14 protein-coding genes are annotated in these 22,682 nt (G+C 60.4%); 5 read left to right on the plus strand and 9 right to left on the minus strand.

Features of this window, described 5'->3' with window-relative positions; all coding sequences use genetic code 11:
• Window position 1 precedes the first annotated feature (1 nt).
• From CUJ91_RS03490 to CUJ91_RS03510, 5 genes are read right to left on the minus strand one after another with little or no spacing between them, the layout of a single operon-like run.
• Window positions 2-985, minus strand: a complete 984-nt coding sequence (locus CUJ91_RS03490; protein ID WP_006048630.1) for a glycosyltransferase — start codon at window positions 983-985, stop codon at window positions 2-4.
• Complete coding sequence (locus CUJ91_RS03495; protein ID WP_006048629.1) at window positions 982-2,061, minus strand: glycosyltransferase family 4 protein; 1,080 nt, start codon at window positions 2,059-2,061, stop codon at window positions 982-984. The genes CUJ91_RS03490 and CUJ91_RS03495 overlap by 4 nt, the downstream gene beginning before the upstream one ends.
• Complete coding sequence (locus tag CUJ91_RS03500; protein WP_006048628.1) at window positions 2,058-4,853, minus strand: glycosyltransferase family 4 protein; 2,796 nt, start codon at window positions 4,851-4,853, stop codon at window positions 2,058-2,060. Before CUJ91_RS03500 ends, CUJ91_RS03495 begins: the two co-directional genes overlap by 4 nt.
• The gene (locus CUJ91_RS03505) at window positions 4,846-7,017 is read right to left on the minus strand and encodes a glycosyltransferase family 2 protein (protein WP_006048627.1); all 2,172 of its coding nucleotides are present in this window, start codon (window positions 7,015-7,017) and stop codon (window positions 4,846-4,848) included. Before CUJ91_RS03505 ends, CUJ91_RS03500 begins: the two co-directional genes overlap by 8 nt.
• Complete coding sequence (locus tag CUJ91_RS03510; protein WP_006048626.1) at window positions 7,014-7,994, minus strand: glycosyltransferase; 981 nt, start codon at window positions 7,992-7,994, stop codon at window positions 7,014-7,016. Before CUJ91_RS03510 ends, CUJ91_RS03505 begins: the two co-directional genes overlap by 4 nt.
• A gap of 550 nt (window positions 7,995-8,544) precedes the next feature.
• On the opposite strand from CUJ91_RS03510, the gene CUJ91_RS03515 reads away from it, so the two are divergent.
• Genes CUJ91_RS03515 through CUJ91_RS03525 form a run of 3 tightly spaced genes read left to right on the plus strand, consistent with a single transcriptional unit; the run spans window position 8,545 to window position 12,432 of the window.
• On the plus strand, window positions 8,545-9,504 hold the full coding sequence (locus tag CUJ91_RS03515) for a UDP-glucose 4-epimerase family protein (protein WP_006048625.1): 960 nt from the start codon (window positions 8,545-8,547) through the stop codon (window positions 9,502-9,504).
• 10 nt (window positions 9,505-9,514) lie between these two features.
• Window positions 9,515-10,537, plus strand: a complete 1,023-nt coding sequence (locus CUJ91_RS03520) for an MraY family glycosyltransferase (protein WP_006048624.1) — start codon at window positions 9,515-9,517, stop codon at window positions 10,535-10,537.
• 11 nt (window positions 10,538-10,548) lie between these two features.
• Complete coding sequence (locus CUJ91_RS03525) at window positions 10,549-12,432, plus strand: polysaccharide biosynthesis protein (RefSeq protein ID WP_006048623.1); 1,884 nt, start codon at window positions 10,549-10,551, stop codon at window positions 12,430-12,432.
• A 1,067-nt stretch (window positions 12,433-13,499) separates the two neighbouring features.
• Here the strand turns inward: CUJ91_RS03525 and CUJ91_RS34105 are convergent.
• Window positions 13,500-13,643 (minus strand): hypothetical protein, encoded by a 144-nt coding sequence (locus CUJ91_RS34105; protein ID WP_006048622.1) that lies wholly within the window; start codon window positions 13,641-13,643, stop codon window positions 13,500-13,502.
• Between the two features lie 2,836 nt (window positions 13,644-16,479).
• On the opposite strand from CUJ91_RS34105, the gene CUJ91_RS03530 reads away from it, so the two are divergent.
• Together CUJ91_RS03530 and CUJ91_RS03535 are read left to right on the plus strand one after the other, a co-directional pair.
• Window positions 16,480-17,145: a nuclease-related domain-containing protein gene (locus CUJ91_RS03530; protein ID WP_006048621.1), complete on the plus strand. Its 666-nt coding sequence runs from the start codon at window positions 16,480-16,482 to the stop codon at window positions 17,143-17,145.
• A 1,417-nt stretch (window positions 17,146-18,562) separates the two neighbouring features.
• A complete protein-coding gene (locus tag CUJ91_RS03535) occupies window positions 18,563-19,129 on the plus strand; it encodes a nuclease-related domain-containing protein (RefSeq protein ID WP_244230961.1) in 567 nt (188 codons plus the stop codon).
• Between the two features lie 752 nt (window positions 19,130-19,881).
• On the opposite strand, the gene CUJ91_RS03540 is transcribed toward CUJ91_RS03535, so the two are convergent.
• From CUJ91_RS03540 to CUJ91_RS34680, 3 genes are all read right to left on the minus strand, one after another.
• Window positions 19,882-20,367 (minus strand): hypothetical protein, encoded by a 486-nt coding sequence (locus CUJ91_RS03540; protein ID WP_114155823.1) that lies wholly within the window; start codon window positions 20,365-20,367, stop codon window positions 19,882-19,884.
• Between the two features lie 874 nt (window positions 20,368-21,241).
• Window positions 21,242-21,622, minus strand: a complete 381-nt coding sequence (locus tag CUJ91_RS03545; RefSeq protein ID WP_114155824.1) for a hypothetical protein — start codon at window positions 21,620-21,622, stop codon at window positions 21,242-21,244.
• Window positions 21,623-21,866: 244 nt separating this feature from the next.
• Entirely contained in the window at window positions 21,867-22,214 is a 348-nt protein-coding gene (locus tag CUJ91_RS34680) for a hypothetical protein (protein ID WP_244231017.1), read from the minus strand.
• Between the last annotated feature and the right edge of the window lie 468 nt (window positions 22,215-22,682).

The raw sequence follows: 22,682 nt of genomic DNA on the forward strand, positions 1-22,682 counted from the left end.
GTCAGACACTTTCCCGTGCAAGCAGCGCCGCGATTTGCGCTCCGATGGTCGACGCCGAATGACGCGCCATGACGCGCTCGTAGGTGGCCGAGATGCGGGCTTCGCGGTCAGCGTCGTTGAGCGCGCCCGCGATCGCCGAAGCAATCGCGCTCACCGAATCGGTGGGCGTGTACCAGACGCCGTCTTCGAAATGCTCGCGCTGCCAGGGTCCGTCGGACATGACGAGCGGCTTCTGCATGATCGCGCCTTCGAGACTCGAGCGGCCGGGCGGATCGATGCTCGGTTCCACCATCACGCTGCAATTCGCGATGATCGAGCGAAGCATCGCGCTGCAAGGCTGGATGAACGGCAGGAATGTGATACCCGGATGTGCCTCGGTGACGCATTGCCGGTAGTATGCGTCGTCGCGCGCACCGCCGACGAACAGACCGTCGAGCTTCAGTTCGTTGAGCGCGCGGATGGTCTGCAACTGGTTCTTGATCGGCTCGATGAGTCCGAGGCACAGTGCGAAATCCGTGCTGTTCGACACCGTCGACATCAGGTCCTTGTCGGGCGGCGCGAGAAAGCGGTTCGACACGCAGGTCGGCAGCACTTCGATCTTGTCCGCAGGCACCTGAATGTACTGCGTGAAATTGTCGAGTTCCGCTTGCGACTTGAACAGCAGCTTATGCGCAAGACCGATGATCTGCTCGATACGCTGCACTTCGCTCGCCGGAACGGGGTCGAGCCACCACACATTCGGCCACAGAAAAATGCGCTTGTTGCGGCTCGCGGCCTCGCGCAGGATGGCGTGGCCGTCCGCATGCACGGAGAAGTGGATCACGCCGTCGTAGAAACTGAGGGGGCGGCTGCCGATTCCGTAGATGTCCGTATGCACGCCGGAACCCTTCAGGATTTCGGCGACCTGCACGAGCTCCGATTCGCCACCGCCGCTGACGGTGAACGCGGTGCTGTACGTGGTGAGAATGAATTTAAGCCCGGTCATACGTTGTTCCTCTGAGCGCCTGCTCGAATCAATACATCGCGCCACACAACATCGCTCGCACGCTGAAGCACGCTGTTCGCATGCGCCACATACGCGGCGTCAATCGGCTTTGCAGCGGCGTTCGCGCCAGCAGATGCGCCCAGGCGCTCCGTAATCGCGGCAGCCCACGCTGACAGTTCTGCACTGGCATCGAGCACGCAATCCGCCGGGCAGATCTCCTGCGCCGCCGTGCCGCCGCGGACGAAAACCGGCTTGCCGAAGTGCATCGCCTCGAGCACCGGAACGCAGAAGCCTTCGTGCCGGCTCATCGCGAGCAGCGCGCTTGTCGTGTCGTAACACTCGAAGAGGTCGGCGTCGTCGAGCATGCCTTTGAAATCGACGCGCTCGAGCACACCGAGCTTGCGCGCACGATTGATGAGCAGCTTCAGATAATCGTAATTCGGCGCATTGCCGACGATCGTCAAACTCGCCGCGAACTCCCGCTGTTGCAGCAGCGCGAGAATGTCGATCGCATCTTCCACGCGCTTATGCGGCACCACGCGGCCCACCATCAGCAAATTCGGTTCACGCAACCTGCGCGTGGCCGAAGCCGGCTTGCGCAGGAACGCGGGCATATCGGCGAACACGGGCGGTATCACTTTCACCGCCGCCGCTTGCACCACGCCGGCGAGGCTTTCGGCCGTATTCAGCGAGTTCGCGATCACAACGTCGAAGCCTCGCAGCAACGGCAGTTGCGCGAGCGCCTTCTCGCACAGTTGCGCGGTGCGTGGTTCGAGTTGGCGCAGCAGTTGCGGATCGGTCACGCCGTGGAAATAGCACAGCTTGCGGCACGGCAATGCGAGCAGTTGCTCCAAATACGGATCGAAGATCGAATAGCTGAGCAGCACGACGTCGTCGGACGCGACGCTCGCGAACAGTTCGTCGAACGGACGCACTTCCATCGTGCCGACGTCGTAGCGCTGCGCGTACAACTGCGCGTCAAGGCCGAGACGCCGCGCCGCGCGAGCAAGCCCAAGACAATGATTGCCGACGGCATCGCCGGCAAAAATGTCAGGGGCGCACACATGCAGTTTCATTCGCTCCGCGCTCCCGCGATATCCGCAATATCCGCAATATCCGCGATATCCGCGATACGCCGCGCGTAAGCACGTGCGACCGCTTCAACCGAGTAGTCCCGCTCGATGCGCGCCTTGCCGGCTCGCGCAATGCGCTCGCGCAACGCGACGTCTTCGATCATGCGCTTGAGCTGCTCGGCGGCGATCGACACATCCGGATCGCACCAGTACTGGCCTTCGGAGAACAGATAGTCGCCTGGCCGCAGCGGCACCAGTTCGCCGTCGACCAAAAATGCCGTATCCGGCTCGCAGAAGTCGACGTTGCCCGAGAAGTTGGTGGCGACGACCGGCTGGCCGAGCGCCATTGCCTCCGCGATCACGCGGCCGAAGCCTTCGCTACGATGCAGCGAAATATAGGCGTCGCAGCATGCCATGAAGTCGATCGAATCTTGGCGGCTCAGGCGTTCCGACACGATGTGAATCCGGCTGTCGCCGGCCGTCAGATCGCGCACGGCGCGCCACACCGGATCGTCGTCGCGCACGTTCATCGCCTTGATGACGAGCCCGACGCCTGACGAGCCGTTACCGAACGCCTGGCGAAACGCCTGCACGCCCGCGAGCGGATTCTTGCGGCTGAGCCACGAATTGCCGTCGAACATCAGATAGAACAGGAATTCGTTCGACGGCAGGCCGAAGCGCTCGCGGCGCGCATCGACGGGCGCGGGGACTTCGACGGCCATCGGCATGTGATACACCGGCGTGTCGCCGAGCCGGCTATATACGCTTTGCACGAAGCGGCTCTGCGCCCAGATTTCATCGACCATCTGATGCACCTTGCCGAACGCGCTCGGCCAGTGAGGCAATTCCCACGGCCACGCGCCGATCTTGTGCGTGGGCGCTTCGATCAGCTTGCGGCCGCCTTCGAGCGCGAGACGCACCATTTCCGGCGCAGGCAGGCAAATGAGGCTGATGCCGTACTTCAGCTCGTCGCTCAGCAGATGATCCACTGAATGATCGAGCTTCGCCGGGCCGGACATCGGCGCATTGACGAGCGCGACCGGCGTGGCGTTGATCTGGAATACGCGCACGGCCATGCGTGCGTCTTCGCCGAGACCGAGCACGCCTTGCGGAAAGCCGATCACGTTCACGCCAAACTCGCAGACGCCTTCGACACGGGCGTGATAGCGCGGCGGCTCCGGTGCATCGCGCGCAGCGTTGCCTTGCGCCCAGTGCACCTTCAGACAGTCCAGCAACGGATACTCGCGGCCGCCGAAGCTGTTCCACCACTCTACAAGCTGAGCGCGGCCGGCTTCGGTCGCGACATCGAATGAAGCTTGCAGATCGGGGCGTTCGCTGGCGATCAGTTCGAGAAAGCGCGGCAGTTGCGAGGTGCCCGGTTCCTCTTCGTCGTCCATGCGAGCGAGCGCGACGGCGAGACCGGCCGCCGACCATTTGATCGCCGGATATTCGTCTTGGCCATGCTCGTCCCACCACGACTCGTAGCTCACTCGCGCGCCGAAGTTGTCGAGATTGAACGCGGCGTGCAGATCCGCGCGGTCTTTCCAGATGAGATTCAGGAATCGCGGCAAGAGCGGCAGCGCGCAACGTTCGCCGGCTTGCATCGCGAACAGGTCGGCGGGCACGGGCGGCGCGACCCAGCGAATCGCCCGATACTCGAATTGTCCGTGTTCGAGCCACCACGAACGTGCCTTCAGACGGCCGATAAAAGTGTCCAACGGACACACTGCCAGGAGGTCCGGCCGCTCATCGAGAATGAGCCGCAAAAAGAGCGGCAACGGCAAGCCGTGCGGATCTTCGGACTCTTCCATCTCGGTGAGCGTTCGCGGAGCGGTAGGCGGCACCCACTTGATCGCGCGATATTGAAGCTGCCCGTGCTCGAGCCACCACGACAGACAACTCAGCCGGCCGGTGAAGCTGCGCAGATTGAACGAGCTTTGCAGATCGGGGCGTTCATCGATGATGAGCGAGATGAACCGCGGCACATGCAGGCCGTCGTCGCTGACCGGTTCCACGGGTTCGAGCATCGCGCCGCCGATCGGCGCCGGCGACCACTTGATGCGCGCATATTCGCGATGCCCATGCTCTTCCCACCAGCTCAGGCAAGCCAGTTGACCGATAAACGTCGTGAGGTCGAACGCGCTCTTCAGATCGGGCCGCTCCGCTGCGATCAGCGCGAGAAAGCGCGGGAAGGGCAGCGCGCGGCCCTGGGTATCGCGCATCGGCTCGGTGAGCTTCGGCCACGCAGCTGGCGCTCGCCACGTCACGCGCGGACAGGCGTCCTGGCCGTGAGCTTCCCACCAGTTCAGGCAGTTCAGAAAGCCGCTCAAGGTGCCGAGATCGAACGCCTGCGAAAGATCGCCGCGACTTGCGACGATCATCGTGATCAGGCGGGGCAGTTGCAGTCCGGCTTCCTCGAGTACGGTCTGCGGTTCGAGCAGCGTCTCGGGCAAATGCTTAGTGTCGAGCACGCTGGGCGCGGTGGAACCGAGCCAATAACTCACGGCCTCGGGATGCCGCGCGATCAGCGTTTCGTTGTCGAGCTGACGCAGATAGTCGACGTCCTCGCGACGCAGCACCCAGTCGAAGTCGGGGTACGTCTCGCGCGCCGTCATTTCCCACCAGAAATACAGCGCGATGCGGTCGTTCAGCGACTTTGAGTTAAAGCGCGCGAGATCGGCGCGGAACTTCATCAGGAAGTAAATCGCGCTCGGCAGGCAAAACAGCTCGCCTGGCGACGGATGACGATACTCGGCCAGCCAGGCGGTTTTGTTCTTCGTTCCCAGATTAGACAAGGTCTGCAATCCTCGAAGGCCAGGCGAACGAGAAGTCGTCGGCCGTCAGCGTCAGGTTCGGCGAATAGTACGGGTCGTTCATCAGCAGATCGTGCCAGCGTTGCCGCACCAGTTCCGATTCCTTGTTGAAGCGGCTGATTTTTTCCGGCGTGTCTTCCGCGCCGCGCGTGGCCGACTCGTGGTGATAGAGCTCCGCGTACGGCGTCCACACGTTGCGATAGCCGGCTTTGCGCACGCGCAGGCAAAAGTCGATGTCGTTGTACGCGACGTGCAGTTCTTCGTCCAGGCCGCCGACTTCCTTGTAGATCGACTGACGGATCAGCAGGCACGCGGCGGTGACCGCGCTCATCGCATTGCGCAGGCGCGCGCGTGCGAAGTAGCCGGCCATCGTGTTCGGGAAGTGCTTGTGCGCGTGACTCGCGATGCCGCCCACGCCGAGCACGACGCCGCCATGCTGGATGGTGTCGTCGGGATAAAGCAGCTTGGCGCCGACCGCGCCGACGTTCTTCTGAATCGCGACCGACACCATTTCCTCGAGCCAGTCCGCGTTGATGACTTCGATGTCGTTGTTCATCAGACAGACGAAGTCCGCCGTGCTCGCCAGCGCGACGCGGTTATTGATCGCCGAGTAGTTGAACGGCGAGTCGTCGCGGATCACCTTGATACGCTCGTCGGCTTGCAGGCGTGCGAACAGGTCGTGCGTTTCGGGCTTGACCGAGCCGTTGTCGATGATCGTGATGCGGTAATTCGAGTAGGTCGATTTCTGCCGCACCGATTCGACGCATTGCTCGACGAGTTCCGCAGAATCGCGCGTCGGAATGATGATTTCGACGGAAGGCAGCACCTCCGGCAGTTCGTACACCACCTTGTTGAACGCGTGCGTGCCGGGCGCATGAATGGTGTGCGCGGCGATGTTGTTGCGCTTCAGGTGGTCGTCGATCGCGCGCATCGCCGCGATATGTGCGTACGGCTTCGCTTCATGGCCGCTCGCGGTGCTCTCGGGAATGATGCGCCAGTGATAGAGCGCGCGCGGAACGTGATACACCACGTCGTGTCCGACGCGATCGATCACGCGCAATGCGAGGTCGTAATCCTGCGAGCCTTCGAGGCCGGTGCGGAAGCCGCCGATGTCGCGCAGCACCGACGTCTTATACACGCCGAAGTGCGAGATCATGTTCTGGCTCAGGAACAGATCGTAGTTGAAGTCGCACTTGAAGTACGGGTCCGAGCGCTCGCCTTCTTCCGAGATCTTGTCTTCGTCGCTATAGATGAGCGCCGCGTCCGGATGTTCGTTCAGCTTCTCGATCACGCAATAGAGCGCGAGCGGATGCAGTTCGTCGTCGTGGTCGAGCAAGCCGACGAATTCGCCCGTCGCGAGCTCGAGCGCCGTGTTGCTCGATGCGCTGATGTGGCCGTTCGTCGTGCGGTACGCGACCTTCACCTGGCCCGGGTACTTTGCGACATAGCTGTCCAGCACCATCCTGACTTCGGGCTTCGTCGAGCAGTCGTCGGCGATGCAGATTTCCCAGTTCTCATACACCTGGTCGACCACCGAATCGAGCGCCTTGCGCAGCCACTTTTCCGGCGTGTTATAGGTCGGCATCACGATGCTGACCTTCGGCTGCAAGGCAAACGTTTTCGAACGTTCGCGCAGTTGCGGGTAAATGGACTTCGGCGGTTCGTTGGCGTCGAGCCATTCCGGATACGACTCGCCGACGATTGGCGCAGTGGCCGGCAACGGTCCGCCGCGCCATGCCGCCATGCGGCGCGCGCGGGCGAGCAGTTCGCCCGAACATTCGGTTTCATCGAGCACGGTGATGCTCAGGCCCGTCACCGAAAAGAGCGCCGGCAGCGCGATCGGATCGAAGCGGATCGGACCGGCCAGCTTCGGAAACGCGACGTCCTGCTGGACCTTGCCGTTTGCGTCGACGTGCAGACCTATCGCGGTATGTTCGGACATGCCCGAGCCCGCATCGAGATACAGCATGCAGGGCGAGGCCGCCGTGGCGTTCGTCTTCAGTTCGAATGAAATGCGCGCGGCCCGTTGCGACAACGCCTCCCAACCCACGAGTTGGAACTGCGGGTCGTTGTTGGTCGCCTGCCAGGAAAAGTCAGGATTCGAGGATTTCTCGACGTTATTCAGAGGACGAAGATCGAAGTTCATTTTCTTAGCAGGGAATCGTAGAGGTCTTTCAGGGGTGACAGGACTGCTTGCCACGTCAGGTCGCGCGCCGTGCCCAATCTATTGGAGGTGCCGGTGCGTTCGTGTGCGAGGGCGTCGCGAATCGACTGCGCAATGCTGTCGACGTCCGACGGGTCCAGATAGGCGACGTGCTCCGCGAAGTATTCTTCGGTAGAGCCAACTTTTGTGACGGCGATGCGGGCGCCGGCGGCGTGCGCTTCGAGCGCGGCGAGTCCTGGCGTCTCCAGCGTGCTCGGTAGCACGAACGCTTCGCATGCCGCGTAGGCCGAGCGCAGCACGGGCGAATCGTGCGCGAGCGTGCCTGCATAGATGACCTGGTCGCTGCCTTCCGCGAAGCAGCTTTTTGCGTACTCGGGATCGCGTTGATGGCCGATCAGCACGAGCTTCAGTTCAGGGAACGACTTCATCGCGCGAATCAGCGCCAACTGGTTCTTGCGCGGCTCGATGTTGCCCACGTTCAGAATGAAGCGGTCGCGAATCGCGAATTCGCTACGAAAGAGCTCAGCGGCGACCGGCTCATAAAAACTTTGCTCGACGCCGTTGAGCACGCTCACGAACTTCTCGCGCGGCAGATCGAAAATGCGCGCCAGCGTTTCGCATTCGATCTCGGAGTTGGCGACCACCCGGTCCGCCAGCGAGAACTGATGATGAATCTCGCCGATCGGATACAGATGCTTGGTCTCCTCGGTCACCCAAAGACTGGACGACACCACGAGCGGCAAGCCCAACTGTTTGACGAAATTGCAGAAGTGGACGGAGCCGCCGACACACGAGAAGAAGTGGACCACGTCGTGTTCGAGAAACCGCGGGTTCCATTGATCGAACAACGTGACGTCCACGCCGTGCGCGGGCAGATGCTTGTGGTACGCAAGCATCTGGATTTCTCCGCCTCCGGGAGTGTGGAATGCCATCGGATAGGTGGCGAACAGCACTTTCATAGATGGGCTCTTTTACTCAAACGTTCTTCAGACCAGATCGTGCGTTGCGCGGGCATTGCACGAGGCGCCCGTCGGCTCGCCGGCGCCTTGGGGAACGGGCCGCTGCTTGCCCGCCGTGACGTGAGCGGGGCGAGCCTGAGTGTGCTGTTGTCGAGCACGTCGGATCGAAACCACGAATTCCACATGCGCGAATATGTTTGAGGTGTTACGAAGTGTTCAGACGGCTCTCGCTGCGCGGCCGGCCGTTTATTATCTCGGCCCGAGGCCGCCAACGCGGTCCCGGCCCGGCCAGTTTCATTCGACTTGTCCTGTGCCGCTTGGCTGGTGCGATGCCGGCACATTTTAGCGCCTAAAGATCGGCGCAAGCGGGCCGAAGCAGAAGCTGCCCGCATACAATACGTTCCCAGTCAGACTTCCTCTCAGCGCCGCCGATGCCAGATTGTATCGTGTCTCAAAACCCTTTCCCGACGTGCCGGGGTAGGGCAGGCTTTGCCTGCACGCGCTCGCGGCTGCGGCCGCTGCCGCTGCCGCTAGCAGCGGAGGTGCGCTCATGACCCAGCGTGTGCTCGTGACGGGCGCGAATGGCTTCGTCGGCAAAGCGGTCTGCAAGGCCTTGCTGCAACGCGGAGATTCGGTGACGGGGCTGGTGCGCCGCGCCGAGACCGGCGAGCCGGGCGTGCGCGAATGGTGCTTCGACGCGGCCGACTTCGAGAACCTCGAAGCGCGTTGGCCCGCGGACTTGTCCTGCGATGCGGTCATCCATCTTGCAGCGCGCGTGCACATGATGCGCGACACCACGGCCGATCCGCTCGCGGCCTATCGCGCGACGAACGTCACTGGCGCGCTGCGCGTGGCCGGGGCGGCACGTCGCGCGGGCGCACGGCGCTTCGTGTTCGTGAGCAGTATCAAGGCGGTGGCCGAGAGCAGCGCCGGCTGGCCGATCGCGGAAACCGACCAACCGGCGCCGACCGATCCGTACGGCATCTCCAAGCTCGAAGCCGAGCGCGCGCTGATCGACTATGGCGCGAGGTCGGGCATGGAGATCGTGATCGTGCGGCCGCCGCTGGTTTATGGCCCGGGCGTGCGGGCAAACTTCCTGCAACTGATGAGCGCCATCGCGCGAGGCATTCCGTTGCCGCTGGGTGCGATCGACGCGCGCCGCAGCCTCGTCTTTGTCGACAATCTCGCGGATGCGCTGGTCCACTGCACGACCGATCCGCGCGCGGCGGGCCAGACCTTCAACGTCACCGACGGCCGAGATCTGAGCGTCGCCGAACTCGCGCGAGCGCTTGCGACGCAACTGCATGCGCCAGCGCGGCTCGTGCGGGTGCCGGTTGCCGTGTTGCGGCTCGCCGGCCGCATCACGGGGCGCTCGGCGCCCATCGATCGTCTGATCGGCGAATTGCGTCTCGACAGTTCGCACATTTGCGAACGCCTCGGCTGGTATCCGCCGCATACGGTCGAACATGGCCTGCTCGAAACGGCGGCCTGGTATCGCGCCACGCACTGAACGTACTTCGATGCCATTTGCCTCGCTCTCCGCTCATCACGCTGTGCAGTTGCTGCTATGGGGCGCACTCGCGTTCTGCGCCTGCGCCGCCATTCTGTGGGCGCTGCTCAAGACCGGCCTCGCCTGGCGTCTTGCCATCGACATTCCCAACGACCGCTCGCTGCACACGCGCCCCACGCCGCGCGTCGGCGGCTGGGGCATCGTGCCGGTGGCCGTCGTACTGATCGGGCTCGTGGCGCCCGCGCTGTGGCTGCCTGCGCTGGCGGCGGCGCTGCTCGCCGCGCTCTCGCAGATCGACGACCGGCGCGGCTTGCCGGCGCGCGTGCGCTTCGGCGGACATGCGGCGGCGGTGGCGGCGCTCATCATCGTTTATCCCGCCGATGTGCCCGGGTGGGCGCTCGCGGTCATGGCGGTTTTACTGGTCTGGCTGGTCAATTTATACAATTTCATGGACGGCTCCGACGGCCTCGCGGGCGGCATGGCGCTATTCGGCTTTGGCGGTTATGCAATCGCCGCGTCAATTTCCGGCCGTCCTGACGCCGCGCTCGCGGTCGCTTCGGTCGTCGTGGCCGGCGCGGCGGGAGGTTTCCTGCTGTTCAATTTCCACCCGGCGCGCATTTTTCTCGGCGACGCCGGCTCGATCCCGCTCGGCTTTCTCGCAGGCGCGCTCGGTTACTGGGGCTGGCGCGAGGGCGTGTGGCCGGTCTGGTTTCCCGCAGTTAGCTTTGCGCCGTTCATCGGCGATGCGTCGGTCACGCTTGCCAAACGCCTGCTGCGCGGTGAAAAATTTTGGGAAGCGCACCGCGAACACTACTATCAAAGACTGGTGCAGTCGGGTTTCGGTCATGCATCGACGGCGCGCATTTGGTATTTGTTCATGACTGCGGGCATAATGCTTGCTTTGTGGGCGCTGGACCTGTCGGTGCCCAACCAGTGGCTGGTGGTCGTCGCATGGGCTGTCGTGCTCGTCGTCGCCGGGCTTTTTATTGATCGTCGCTGGCGACGCCATGTGCCCCGTTCAGGGCAATCCTGAGGTTCTGCGCAATGAAGAGATTCAAAGCCCGATGGCTTTCGTTCAGTGCGTTTGCGTTTGACCTGTGCGCGGTGGCGGTCGCCTGGATGCTCGCCTACGTGATCCGCTTCAACGGCCCGGTGCCGGCGCCGTTCTGGTCGAGCGGCATGCATGCGCTGATCTGGGTGCTGCTCATTTACGCAGTCATGTTCCGGAGTTACGGGCTGTATCGCGGCATGTGGGTCTTTGCGAGCCTGCCGGATCTCGTGCGGATCGCGAAAGCAATCGGCGTCGGCGCGCTCGTCGTGATGATCGCTTCCGCGCTGTTGCAGCCGGCGCCTATCGTGCCGCGCTCCGTGCTGATCGTTTCGCCGATGCTGCTGTTTCTCGCGATGGGCGGCTCGCGCGCCATCTATCGCGCGGCCAAGGAGTTTTATCGCTACGGCGGGCTCGTCGGCCAAGGCAAACCGGTGCTGGTGCTGGGGGCGGGTAATGCGGGAGCGAATCTGGTCCGTGAACTGAAGCGCTCGGGCGAGTGGCGTCTGGCGGGTCTGCTCGACGACGATCCGGTGAAGCAAGGCCGCGAGATCTACGGCTACCGCGTGCTTGGCGCGATCAGCGATCTGCAGAAAATCACCTCCGAGCTGAAGATCGAGCATGTGATCATCGCAGTTCCGTCGGCTTCCGTCGAAGTACATCGGCGCATCGCGACGCTCTGCGTTCGCGCCGGCGTTCGCGCAATGACGCTGCCGGCGCTCACGCCGCTGACGCAAGGCCAGGCCTTCCTCTCGCGCGTCCGTCAGATCGATCTGGAAGACCTGCTTGGCCGCGATCCGGTCATGATCGACACGGACGACGTGGAAGCATTGCTGAAGAACCGCGTGGTCATGGTCACAGGCGCCGGCGGCTCGATCGGCTCCGAGCTATGCCGGCAGATTCTGCGCTTCGGACCGGCGCAACTGGTGGCGTTCGACATCTCCGAGTTCTCCATCTACCGACTCAACGAAGAGCTGTGCGATAAGTATCCGGAAGTGTCGGTGGTGCCGATCATCGGCGACGTCAAGGACTCGCTGCTGCTCGATCAGGTGATGGCGCGCTACAGCCCGCATATCGTCTTCCACGCCGCGGCGTACAAGCATGTGCCGCTCATGGAAGAGGTGAATGCGTGGCAGGCCGTGCGCAACAACGTGCTTGGCACCTATCGCGTGGCGCGCGCGGCAATCCGTCACGACGTCGCGCGTTTCGTGCTGATTTCCACCGACAAGGCTGTTAATCCGACCAACGTGATGGGCGCGAGCAAGCGCCTCGCGGAGATGGTGTGTTCGTCGCTGCAACAGCAGGGCGCGCGGCGCACGCAGTTCGAGACCGTGCGCTTCGGCAATGTGCTCGGCAGCGCGGGCAGCGTGATCCCGAAGTTTCAGGAGCAGATTGCGCGCGGCGGTCCGGTCACGGTCACGCATCCGGAAATCACGCGTTTCTTCATGACGATTCCCGAAGCTTCGCAGCTCGTGCTGCAAGCGTCGAGCATGGGACACGGCGGAGAAATTTTCATTCTGGACATGGGTAAACCTGTACGCATCGCCGATCTTGCGCACGATCTGATTCGCCTCTACGGTTTTACGGACGAGCAAATTCGCGTGGTATTCACGGGTCTTCGTCCGGGCGAGAAGCTTTACGAAGAACTGCTGGCTGACGACGAAACCACCACGCGCACGCCGCATCCCAAGCTGCGTATCGCGCGGGCGCGCGAAGTGTCGGACAGTCTGATCGACAACCTGCTGCCGTGGTTAATGCAGCACCGGATTCCCACCGACGACGAGGTTCGCCGCGACCTACGCCGTTGGGTTGCCGAGTACCAGCCAGCGACGTTGACCGCACTGCGCAGCGTGCCTGCGCCGGTAACGCGCATCTCATAGCTGTCTCGCGAAGGGAATTGACGTGACAAATTCCCAAGGCTAAGAAGCCAAGCGCGATGCGCAGAACTGAACGGCCAACCTTACACTGGCCTCCGCGGAACAAGACAACGGTTGTGAGGATTCTCCGTCCTATCCAGTAAGCGCCGATGGCAACATGTTGAATGGTGAGCGGTATTCCGGCAGGTTCTCGCCTGCATTGCGGTCAATCACTATAGGTGACGCGAATTCGCCTAATATTGGAAAGCACTTCACGAAATCAACTTGAGGAAGCGCGCCTGTAACTGGTGCATTGTCGAAAGTCGTCGATTAGCTTGCTACAAGCCTACCAAAAGATTCGGTAAGTGAAGTCAGGAGTGCCCACTACGCGACTCAGCGGCGATCCCTTGCTGAGTAAGTACTGCGGCGGCGCGCAGTGCTCTGCGTGGCACTGCCCCGAGCCGAAGTCACCTCCTAGTCCGGCCGAGTTGGAGGTGCAAGTGCTGCAACGCGAGCTCGATCTCATCTCGCGGGCGTGGCAAGAGCGCGCGCGGCTTTATCACTGAACTTGTACGTCGCGTTTGCCTCAATCCAATGCACTCCATTTGGAGACGTCACTGAAAGTGTCGGGCTATTTGCGATTGTCGCATTGGTCACTCCATAGGATGACTGAAGGATCGCCCCATTTCTCGGTTGAGCGTCTGCACACCGCTGCGGTGCTCAGAACAGCGTCAAGCTTCGTGGGCTACGCTGCCTTGACTTCTCGCTGATCTCGGCAAGATGAAATCGTCAATCCGATTTCATTGGGCCATGCACTTCAAAACACTGTACTTTCCCGATTCCGCCGCGAGCGGAGGCAATGCCGAACGCAGACGAGGTCATAGGAACCTCCGCAACGACCCTCTCTATAACCTTCGCAACAACATTCGCAAACCGGGACGCGTCGCGCCTTTATCGCCTGGCCGCGTCTTTCCGCGCGATGGTTCTGCGTCTCGCTCTGCGCTGCTTCGTCGGATCTTGAACCGGTGTGAGGGCAGCCTCGAATGAAGTCGCGAGCAACGGCTGCGGATGAGCAACCCCGACCGAAGCGCTCAGCGGCATTCGCCGATGCTGAAATAGCGCATCTGGAAACGGTGGTCCGGTACTTCGTTAGTAGCCGCGCGTCCGATGATTATGATTACTTTGACGCGTCCTACTGGCTTTCGCGCGTCGTAGGCATCGGCCAGCAGTTCCATCTCGTTCCCGCTCAGCAGGGACGACTCACCGCGTTGCGAACCATGCTTGTGGGCGCAGCACCGCCAAAACCGGCGGCGTGTCCACACAAGTGCTGCGCATGTGGCCGGTGACATCGGGGAGGCGGCTGCGTCGGCGGCGTTTGATCCGCAACTTTGCAACCACACGGCGCAAGATCATCGCGGCCCCTTTCGATGTCGTCATTGAAGCTATCGTAGATAGACGGGCCCGGTTCTTCAGCAGCACCGAATCAGCGCAACACGAGCTTGGACGAAACCGCGGACGGCATGTCCGCACGTCGTTCCGGGACCTGCACTGTAGCAGTGAGCGGCTGCATTCATGCATATCTTGCGAACATGACCGGCCGCTTTCGGCTCGTGACTGAACCGACCCAGTGGCACGATTCGCGTTGAGCAGACATCACCACACGCCACGGCGCCAAAACCCCTGCACGGAGGCAACGGGGCGGCCGCGCAAGTTTCCCGCAATTGGCAGTCGCGTTGGTCGACATGCGCAGATCGGGCTTGCGTACTGGCAGAGCACGCAGAGTTTCTCGCCGATTTCTGGATCCAGTCCACGCTAAGCTGCGGAGTTGTTAAGACTAAGGCTACATACCCCGGCTCTTGGCCGGTGCGCTAAACGGAAAATAGATTGGCTGTCGCCCTCGCGCTGCGTGTTCGCCCATCGCCTCCACGACGTCGCGATGCGTGGAAGAAGACGGGGTAGTTTCCGTTAGTGTGTCTCTTCCTTTGAAGGTGCTGGAAGCGGCGGTGCGCTGCTAGAGAGTCCGCTGTCGCATGATCATCGGTATGTCCAATCGACTCGATCGGTCCCGCCAAACAATCTGGCGGACTCAATCCTCTGATAGCGAAACCGGTCGAAGCAGGACGCTGCCTAACGCACTAGTCGCCGATTTTGCAATCTGCTTAGCCCGCGACTTGGCTCCCTTGCTGGGGACGCATGGTCCGTGCCTCACGGAGTCTCCGCACGTCCGGCTGGTCGCGCCGGCGTGATAGTCAATAGCCGATGCTGCCACCGGTTTCGTCGCGGTCAGCAGGCTGGCGCGAGTATTGTGGCAATTGCCTTGCAGCGTGTCTGAACGCCAGCATATCGGCTGAAGGTGTGTCTCACCAGATGAGCGTTCGATTCGTGGTGCAACGCGATGGCTATGAGCGACACCGTGGACCTTGGGATGCTGCCGCCGCCTAAACTTTGAACTCGACGCTACAGCGTCGGCGTCGGCGTCGGCGTCGACGCCAGCCAAGCGCGATTCCCTCTGCGGTCGTGCTTCACCTATCCACCAATTTTGGTGGATAAGCTGCTCCCAGGACTCTGGCGCCACTCAAGATGGGATGGCCGTGCGCTCGCGAAACGCCCACCACTATCGTCATCATTTGAGGAGCTGCGTCGGATGAGCCGGTTTAGGATAGGCATTGCCGATACAGCGACGGCATCGCACCGAACCCTTTGCTGAAGCCCGACAAAACGATCTATCCATGACCGGAACATTCCACACGAGCGGGGGTAGGTTGGCGAACACCTTAACGGCCCACGCAACGCTAGGTTATCCGAATCGAGCCAAGAAACTGCACGCGATGACCGAACGCCAAAAAAAATTCGCGACTTCTCGCCAAAGGCGCATGAAATACTGCTCCCTTTGCTTGGGGAACTGTTTTCCATTCGCGAAGAGCTAGCAGTGCTACCGTCTGCCGGGTCTTCAGGTCCCATTGTTAGGGCGGGACTGCGTTGTCTTGACAGGTGAATTTGTCGTTACGCATATCTCTGCGTCTGGCCGGATTTCGATGGACTATGAAGTCGGCAAATTGGGCATTGCGACCAAATCGCGGGAAGTGAGCACCTACGCATCTCCTATTGCATAGACTGCCCCGGCCGTGAGCTTTTTGGGAGCACTGTTGGCCAGATTCAGTTCCCCAGCTGAAGCGATCGCGAATTGACGGTGAAGACCGGAGCTGGGGTACGGCGTCCCGACGTCACTGCTGAAGCTAAGTGAGCCAGTGCGTTTTACCACACGCCGTATTTCCCTCTTCAAGTAATGGACGACCGCCTACCATGTGGTTGTCGACTCCTTTCTGGTACGCGCCCAGAGTTGTTGCGAGCGGATGACTGCGAAGAGCTATGAGCGCCGATGAAAAAACGACAAGTCATTGGATGCAGCCAGCGCTGATTTCGATGATGTCTTTACGCGCTGGCAGTCGAGCCTGTCACCATACACCCGCACCTTCTGGCGATAACCGATTACTGATGCCGGCCTTGGCGCCGGCGATCTACTGCGAGTGATGTTTGCGTTTCGACATGCAGACGCGAACCGGTTTGTGGGGAATGCCGGTGGCAGATATCTAGCGGATCGCTTTCTTATTCAATCAGCCATCATAGGGCTCAACCGATTGGCGCCGCCGGTGGGGAGAACTCTCCAGCGGCTGCGTTGCGGCCGACTTCTCCGCACCGGCCGGCCGAAACCTCCGCCGCTATACCCACCGAAATGATCGTCGCTCTCCGCGTGGCTTTCGGCGCGAGCAGTGGACCTTCAGGCACGCGAGATCGCCCATGTGCTCGCTTGAAGAAGAGAAGGTCAACGGGCTGAACCTCGAAGGCATTTGTTGGTTCGGGTCTGTAGGCTCGCTATCTCGGTCATTTCACGTTGACTTGACTTTGCGCCACACATGGCACGCTGCAGTTATCCAAGGCCGTCCTGACTAGCGACGTCTTGGACCTGCTGCGCAGTTCGGTGTCACCGAGTGCCACGCTGCGCTCTTAGACGAGCCGAGCGGGGCGAATGCTGCCTGTCGTTTAACCGCTCGTTCAATCAACGGAGAACATATGGAACGAATCAAGTTACAGCACCCTTTGGCCGGGAATAATGCAGTTTCCACCGCCGCGTTGCGGACGGATTTCAGTGCGGCCGCTAAAGGACAGGACCTCGGTCAAACTTCGTGGAAGGTTCAGCGCCGTCATGAGTGCTCGCCATTATCAGGGCGTATTCAATCGCTGCTCGAGGCAATGACCGGAGATCCATGCTTCGTTCGCCGTGGAGTGCTGCTGGAGCACGCCCCAGGCACGCTCAACCCGGTGACCTGGCTGGACTGTTTGGCTGTAACTCCATTTGGGGTCTTTGTCGTCGATCAGTACGACTGGACGGGCACAGTGACGCGTTCATCCAGCGAAGAGGAAGTAGTTCTGCATGAGAAACCAGGTGTCGTCTCGATTCAAACGTCGCCATTGCGCAGGGCAAAGCCGGCACTCCGGTATCTACGCTCGGTCGTCGGCCATTGTGGTTGTCCGGTCGAGTCCATTGCGGTGTTTGCCGATTCCTCGTGTACGCTCGATCCCGCCTTACCGGTCAACCTCCTTCAAGCTATTGAGTTGCGCCACTTTATGCGCTCGCGTTTGAACCAGTTCCGCGATAGCCACGCGCGGTTTGCAGCAGCGGCGAACATCGCGGCGAACCTGCAGTCGCGAACTGCAGACTGGGGCGAAGGTGGTTGACGAAGCACGCGTTGCTGGCATCTGCAAGTAGGGTGTCGTTGCTGAGGTCGATTTTCGAGTGTGAACCGCTGTCGATGACGAGACGCGCGGCGAGAGCCCAATGTTGTGTTTTAGCTGTTGGGCCGCGCCAACGCCTCATTGCGGACCACGGTCGTCGTGGCCCTTGCCCCATACCAATTCCAATAAACGCGGGTCGCAGGAAATGTGCTTCCTGTGAAGGACATTTCGCTCAACATCTAGGCGACGCGGACGGCTCCGGAAAACTTCCAGAGATACAACGCAAGCTTATAGCTGCAGATTTAGATGCTGAAATCACTGCACAGATCGGTGGAGAGCAGGCCATGGACCCGGGAAGTCGCTGGAGACAAGCCCACTTTCCAGACTGTTCTGTTCGAGGCTCGCCGCTACCTTGATGCGATGACTCGCGGTGTCACGCTGCATCCATCAAGATAGTGCTCCCACGCCTTTGAGTCTAAACGCGGTCGGGCTTCGCGGCCAGACGCAGAACTTGATAGGTAGGCCGGGTTCATTGCAGGGTTGACGGCTTGCAGAGGCGCAGCCGGCGCGAACTCGATATCTTGCTGGGGTCGGCATGTTTGTCAGAAGGTCTTCCCGACTGCGGTAGACCGGTCCTTCACTTAGGAGTAGCTGCTTTATGTCCCGCTTCGACTACATTCGCGCCGCGTACCGTCTTCGTCACAAGCTCGCGCCCCAGTTGGCTTTCGCCTTGGCAGTCGTGGCTATTCTTGTCTATGACGCTTTAACTATCCCTCTGTTTTACTGGTTCAACTGAGTTCGCGGGTCAACCCTCGCGGATCACTAGCGGGTAAGGAGCATTGAAGGCCAACTCGCCGCCTCGACGGGAGCTGGTCGAGGCTGTCACATCGGCGCTTTTGTGCCCTTCCCCGCTCCTCGGTCGCAACTAACCTGTTCTCAATGTCGTTACTCGGTGACATGTGCGCGTCGGCATTGTATTGACGCGCAAGCGACTGCACGCTAACGCCGCGGCACAGCGTTGGCATTAGCAGTTGCCAGGCGGTGAAGTTGGAGAGGGCCGGTTGTACAGGAGCTGGGTGAGGATGAGTTGATACTTGCTGCTCACCCTGGCCACACCGATCTGAACCTGGACCGGGTACGGCAAGTCAGGCACTGAACCAACATTTCACATAGGCGTGCGGTGACCCGCCGACCGCCGTTGACTAGTTGCGCCAACGCTTTCCTTGACTTTCGATGATGGCAGATATGATTAAGATACCTAACTAATGAAAGGAGAAAAAGCATGCTTATAAAACTGCTCTTGCTTGGCGCCGCGTTTCTTTGGGCGTACATGAGCCTAACCGACGAGCCTTCCCCGGAGGAGCCGGGTTCAGGTGGGTTAAGGCCCGCAGTCGGAGCTGGAGCAGAAGGGGAGAGGCAAGTGTCCTCTGATCTCCAACGACACCTCGTTCGCCTGTGCGAGGACGACTGGCTGCTATTCAATGGCCTTATTCTTGTTCACGCGCCCGGCAGTGTCTTTCCGACAGCCGAGATAGATCATCTGGTCATTGCTCCGTTTGGCATTTTCGTCATCGAAACGAAGCACTGGGCCGGCGCTGTCACAAGCGGCGCAACCAATGATGAGCTGATGCTCGCGACGCTCGACGGGCAGCGGGTCGCGCGCACGTCGCCCCTGAAACAGAATGCGTCGAAAGTTCGATTTATCAAGGGGTTGATTCCTCCGAGGCTGTGGCTCGTGGAAGGTCTTGGCGTATTTTCCCACGGCGCTTGCACGGTAGATCCTGTGCTTCCGGCAACTCTGCTTGAGCGCGGCGAACTTTACCGGCACCTGCGGATGCGGCAGCAGCAATTCGCCCGTACGAAGATAGCTCGTTTGCCGGTCCAAAAGATTGCGGAGGCGGTTATGCGGCATGCCGACACTCGACCGGAAGCCCTCGCCGAACATCGGCAGAGGATTGAGGAAGGTCGCGCGCGCAAGCAGATTTGAATTGAAGCGTTACAGTTGCTTTCCCATCGGACAGCTGGGAGGGGGTTGCTAATTTGAAGAACGGTAAGCCGGCGGAGGTCTCGACAATTTCTCCTCCCCGCCGGCGACGTTGTTCTATGGCTAGAATTGCGGCAATGCCGACATCTCCGATATCTGTAGATTGCTCATGCTGTTTCGTCGCCTTCTCGGAGCATTTGGACGGACGCCAGACCGTCGATGTGACTGAAGCAGCGTATGCTGCGGCGTTCGCGGGAACAGGCGAATGAGACTGTCATGACGGTCTCGTTCAAGCAGTCCGTAGAGCGCCTGCGGCGAGATTCCCAGCTTCGCCGCGGCGTGGATCTTCACTCCGCGCGCTTGCTCATTGCCTGCTCAGCGTCCTTCGGCGTGAGCGAGCGCGCCACGCCTCGCGTGCCAGCGCGGCGGACTGCGATGTACACGTTCACTTTTGTTGCAGCGCTGAGCCCTGCGATCATGCCTACGCGCTGCCAGGCTTCACGGTGCAATTCGCTTGGCCCACACTCTTCCGCTCGTTTAATCGGCGCGGGCTCGCCAGCCAGTGCGGCGTACATTTTCTGAAGAAACTGATACCGTAGCCCGTGACTCGTCACCCCGTTGCCAGATTGAGTCAGGCCATGCTTTCCGAGCACGTAGTAATAGTGTTCACGCCACTGCTGATTGGTATAACCCGGCGGAATCGTGCCGGTAGATGGATTTGGACAATGCTGCCGCTTCCTCAAGGACGTCGACGCTCAGCCGACCGGTACAAGCGGAGACCGGCCGCCCCGCCTGCCATGCGTGACTTCCCGTAAGCCACCATCTCGTAGGGTCTCCGCTGGTCGAAGCAGAAAGATTTCCTTCACACGCAAACCGGCCGCGGCCTGAAGCTTCAACTGCACTGCGACGTTGCGGTCGGTGGCAGCGACCTCGCTGATCTCCAGTTCGGCATCAATGCCATTGGCCTCCCACGACTTGTCGGGCCGGGCGACGTGCGAACCCACGAGATCGTGTTCTTCTCCGTCGACGTGATCCGCGAGAGTGCCGACCAGATCGGGATACCGTATCCGGTCGGAAAATGCCCAGAGGTAGATCAATTTGTTTTCAATGGCGCCACCAGTCAGCTTAGCACCTACCCAAAGGTTCACTAGAAACCTTACGTGTTTGTGTTTCAATGAGTATGAGGCCTGCAACGCAAAGCCATGTTGACGCAATTCCTCAAACGACTTGCAGATTGCCATTGCCCCGTACTTCTGCGTCGCTATTGAGAGTGTTTTCGCACTTGCGCTTGTCGCGCCATGCGGGCGGCTCCCGTTCCGTCGCAGAAGCTCTTCTAGGATCGGCTAGAAATCGGCGGGCAATTGGTAACGCCGTAAGACAGCGTGTACATCAAGAATTGAAAACATTTGCCAACTCGCTTCTCTGTTGCGAAGCACATGCGTTCGTACTCCGTTCGAAGTGCGGTGATGCCAGTCGTTGTGCTCAACACGGTGGACGTAGCGCCGTATTAGGAATGCAGGCTGGCGAAGTGACACGGCCTATTTGCAACTGTATCGACTCACCGAGGCTGTTAAGAGGGCGAGGATTCGGGCGTTGACGCGGCAAGCAGCGGTCTAGCCAGCTGTCGAGGAGGCGTCGGCCATAAAATTTCGAACTGCCGCGGCTCTCGGCATCTCGCGCCCTTTGCTTTACCAGCTGCTCTCGTCAGAAAGCGGATGGTCCGACAAAGCGGGGAATGCTCGACTGTCGTCGTACAGCAGCAGTGTTCCCAAAAATTATACACAACTTACACTTTTGGAACAGGGAGGTCCGAAAAAAACAAACGCCGAAACAATGACTTAGCGTCGGCTCTTTTCGAAAAAAAATAACCATGGTTATTTTTTTGAGGTGCTCGGCCTACCTAAGCCACTCTAGAACCGGGCTGGTTAGCGCGTGATAGGTGAGAATTACTCCGGGCGCCAGCACGGTAAGTAGCTGCGGAACAAGCTTTTCGCGATGACGGTACGCGGCGCGGATGTACTCGATGGGTGACATGTTTTTCTCCGACAGGTGGTTGTTCGCTCACCGATATGGCGAGAGCTGAGTCCAGTATGGCGCCGCTCCGGCGAAGCCAAGTCACCAGCGGTTGCGATCCGGGAGATCGTCAACTGCGGCGGAGACTCGGGTCTCAAAGGAGCAATCCTCGTCACCACTGGTCGCCGGAATGCGTGGGAACTGAACGGACGCCACACCATCGATGTAGATGAAGCGCGCCATCTGCTGCAGCGTGCGATAACGGGCGGCATCCTCGAGCACCGGGTCTATCGGCCAGAAATCGCGCGTGGTGATTTTCCCGTCGACAATCTTCTGCGCGAGCATTGAGAAAATCGGGCCGCGCTTCTCCCAGTCCTCCGTTGTGCGACTAAGTAAATCAAGGATGTACGGCGCGTCGATCGGCGAGATCTCTTTACGTACGACATCGAGCAATTCGCCCTCGGCCGCGGCCGGGCGGTTCAATCGCTGATTCCATACCTTTCCGGCCTCATCGGGAAGGCGAGCCTCTGTGCGGCAGCGGGAGCAGCCGGATTGCCACGCTCGTCGAGCGCCAGACACGCTATGTAATGCTGGTGAAGATAGCCAGCTGGCCGCCCAGCGACAAATGGAATGAACGCCCTCACTACCGGATGCGAGCAGCCAAAAGAAGTGGACCCTCACGGGCCGACGGCATTGATGTGCCCAAATGGGAAGATCATTGAGATCTTCACAGGCTAACCGAAGGGTCCGAAATGAAGTTACGACGGTCGGTGTAGACCTCGCGAAGAACGTCTTCCAACTCCACTGGGTTGATGGCGAGTCGGGGGAGATCGTAAGCAAACAACTCAGGCTCGCTGTCTTCTTTGAACATGTTGCCAATCGCGAAACTTACCGCGAAGAAGACTTGGGCGTTGACGCAAGAAGCTGTCAAGCAAGTGGTCGAGCAGACTTCGGGCATGAAAAGCCAAGCTGCGGCAAACCTAGGCATCCCGCGCCAGAGCCTGTACCGGTTGCTCAATCCAGAGACGCGGTGACCTGTTCCAAGATTTTTTCCAAATTTCCATTTTTGGAACAAGGTTCGTCGAAAAAAACCCAATAAAACAAAGGCTTGGAGAGGGGCATCATCGAGAAATTTTAACCATGGTTAAAATTTTCGGATGTTTAGCCCACGCAGTGACTCCAGCACAGGGTTAGCCAGTGCGTGATAGGTGAAAATCGCGCCTCCATATCGTTCATCACGGCGGTCATGCTCGCGTCGATCATGAGGGTGGACCAGGGACGTCACTGACTCGCACGGTCTGCGATGTCTTGGAGCACGTAGCAGGCTGTCGCAGGCCTTGCATCTCGCGTCAAGCGTTGCATCGGTTGATGCACGCTTAGTCACTAGGCGGTGTAGCCCATCGGCGCTCACCCTCTACGTTGTCCGGCCAACGTGAAGTTACACGGGCGCTGTACGGAAAAAGCCCGGGTGCTGCTGAATTGGCTACAACGGACGGAGAAAAATGCGCTCTGGATTCAGTGCCTTAACTTATTCACATGACTT

Origin of the sequence: Paraburkholderia graminis, assembly GCF_003330785.1 — a bacterium.
GTDB classification, from domain to species: domain Bacteria; phylum Pseudomonadota; class Gammaproteobacteria; order Burkholderiales; family Burkholderiaceae; genus Paraburkholderia; species Paraburkholderia graminis.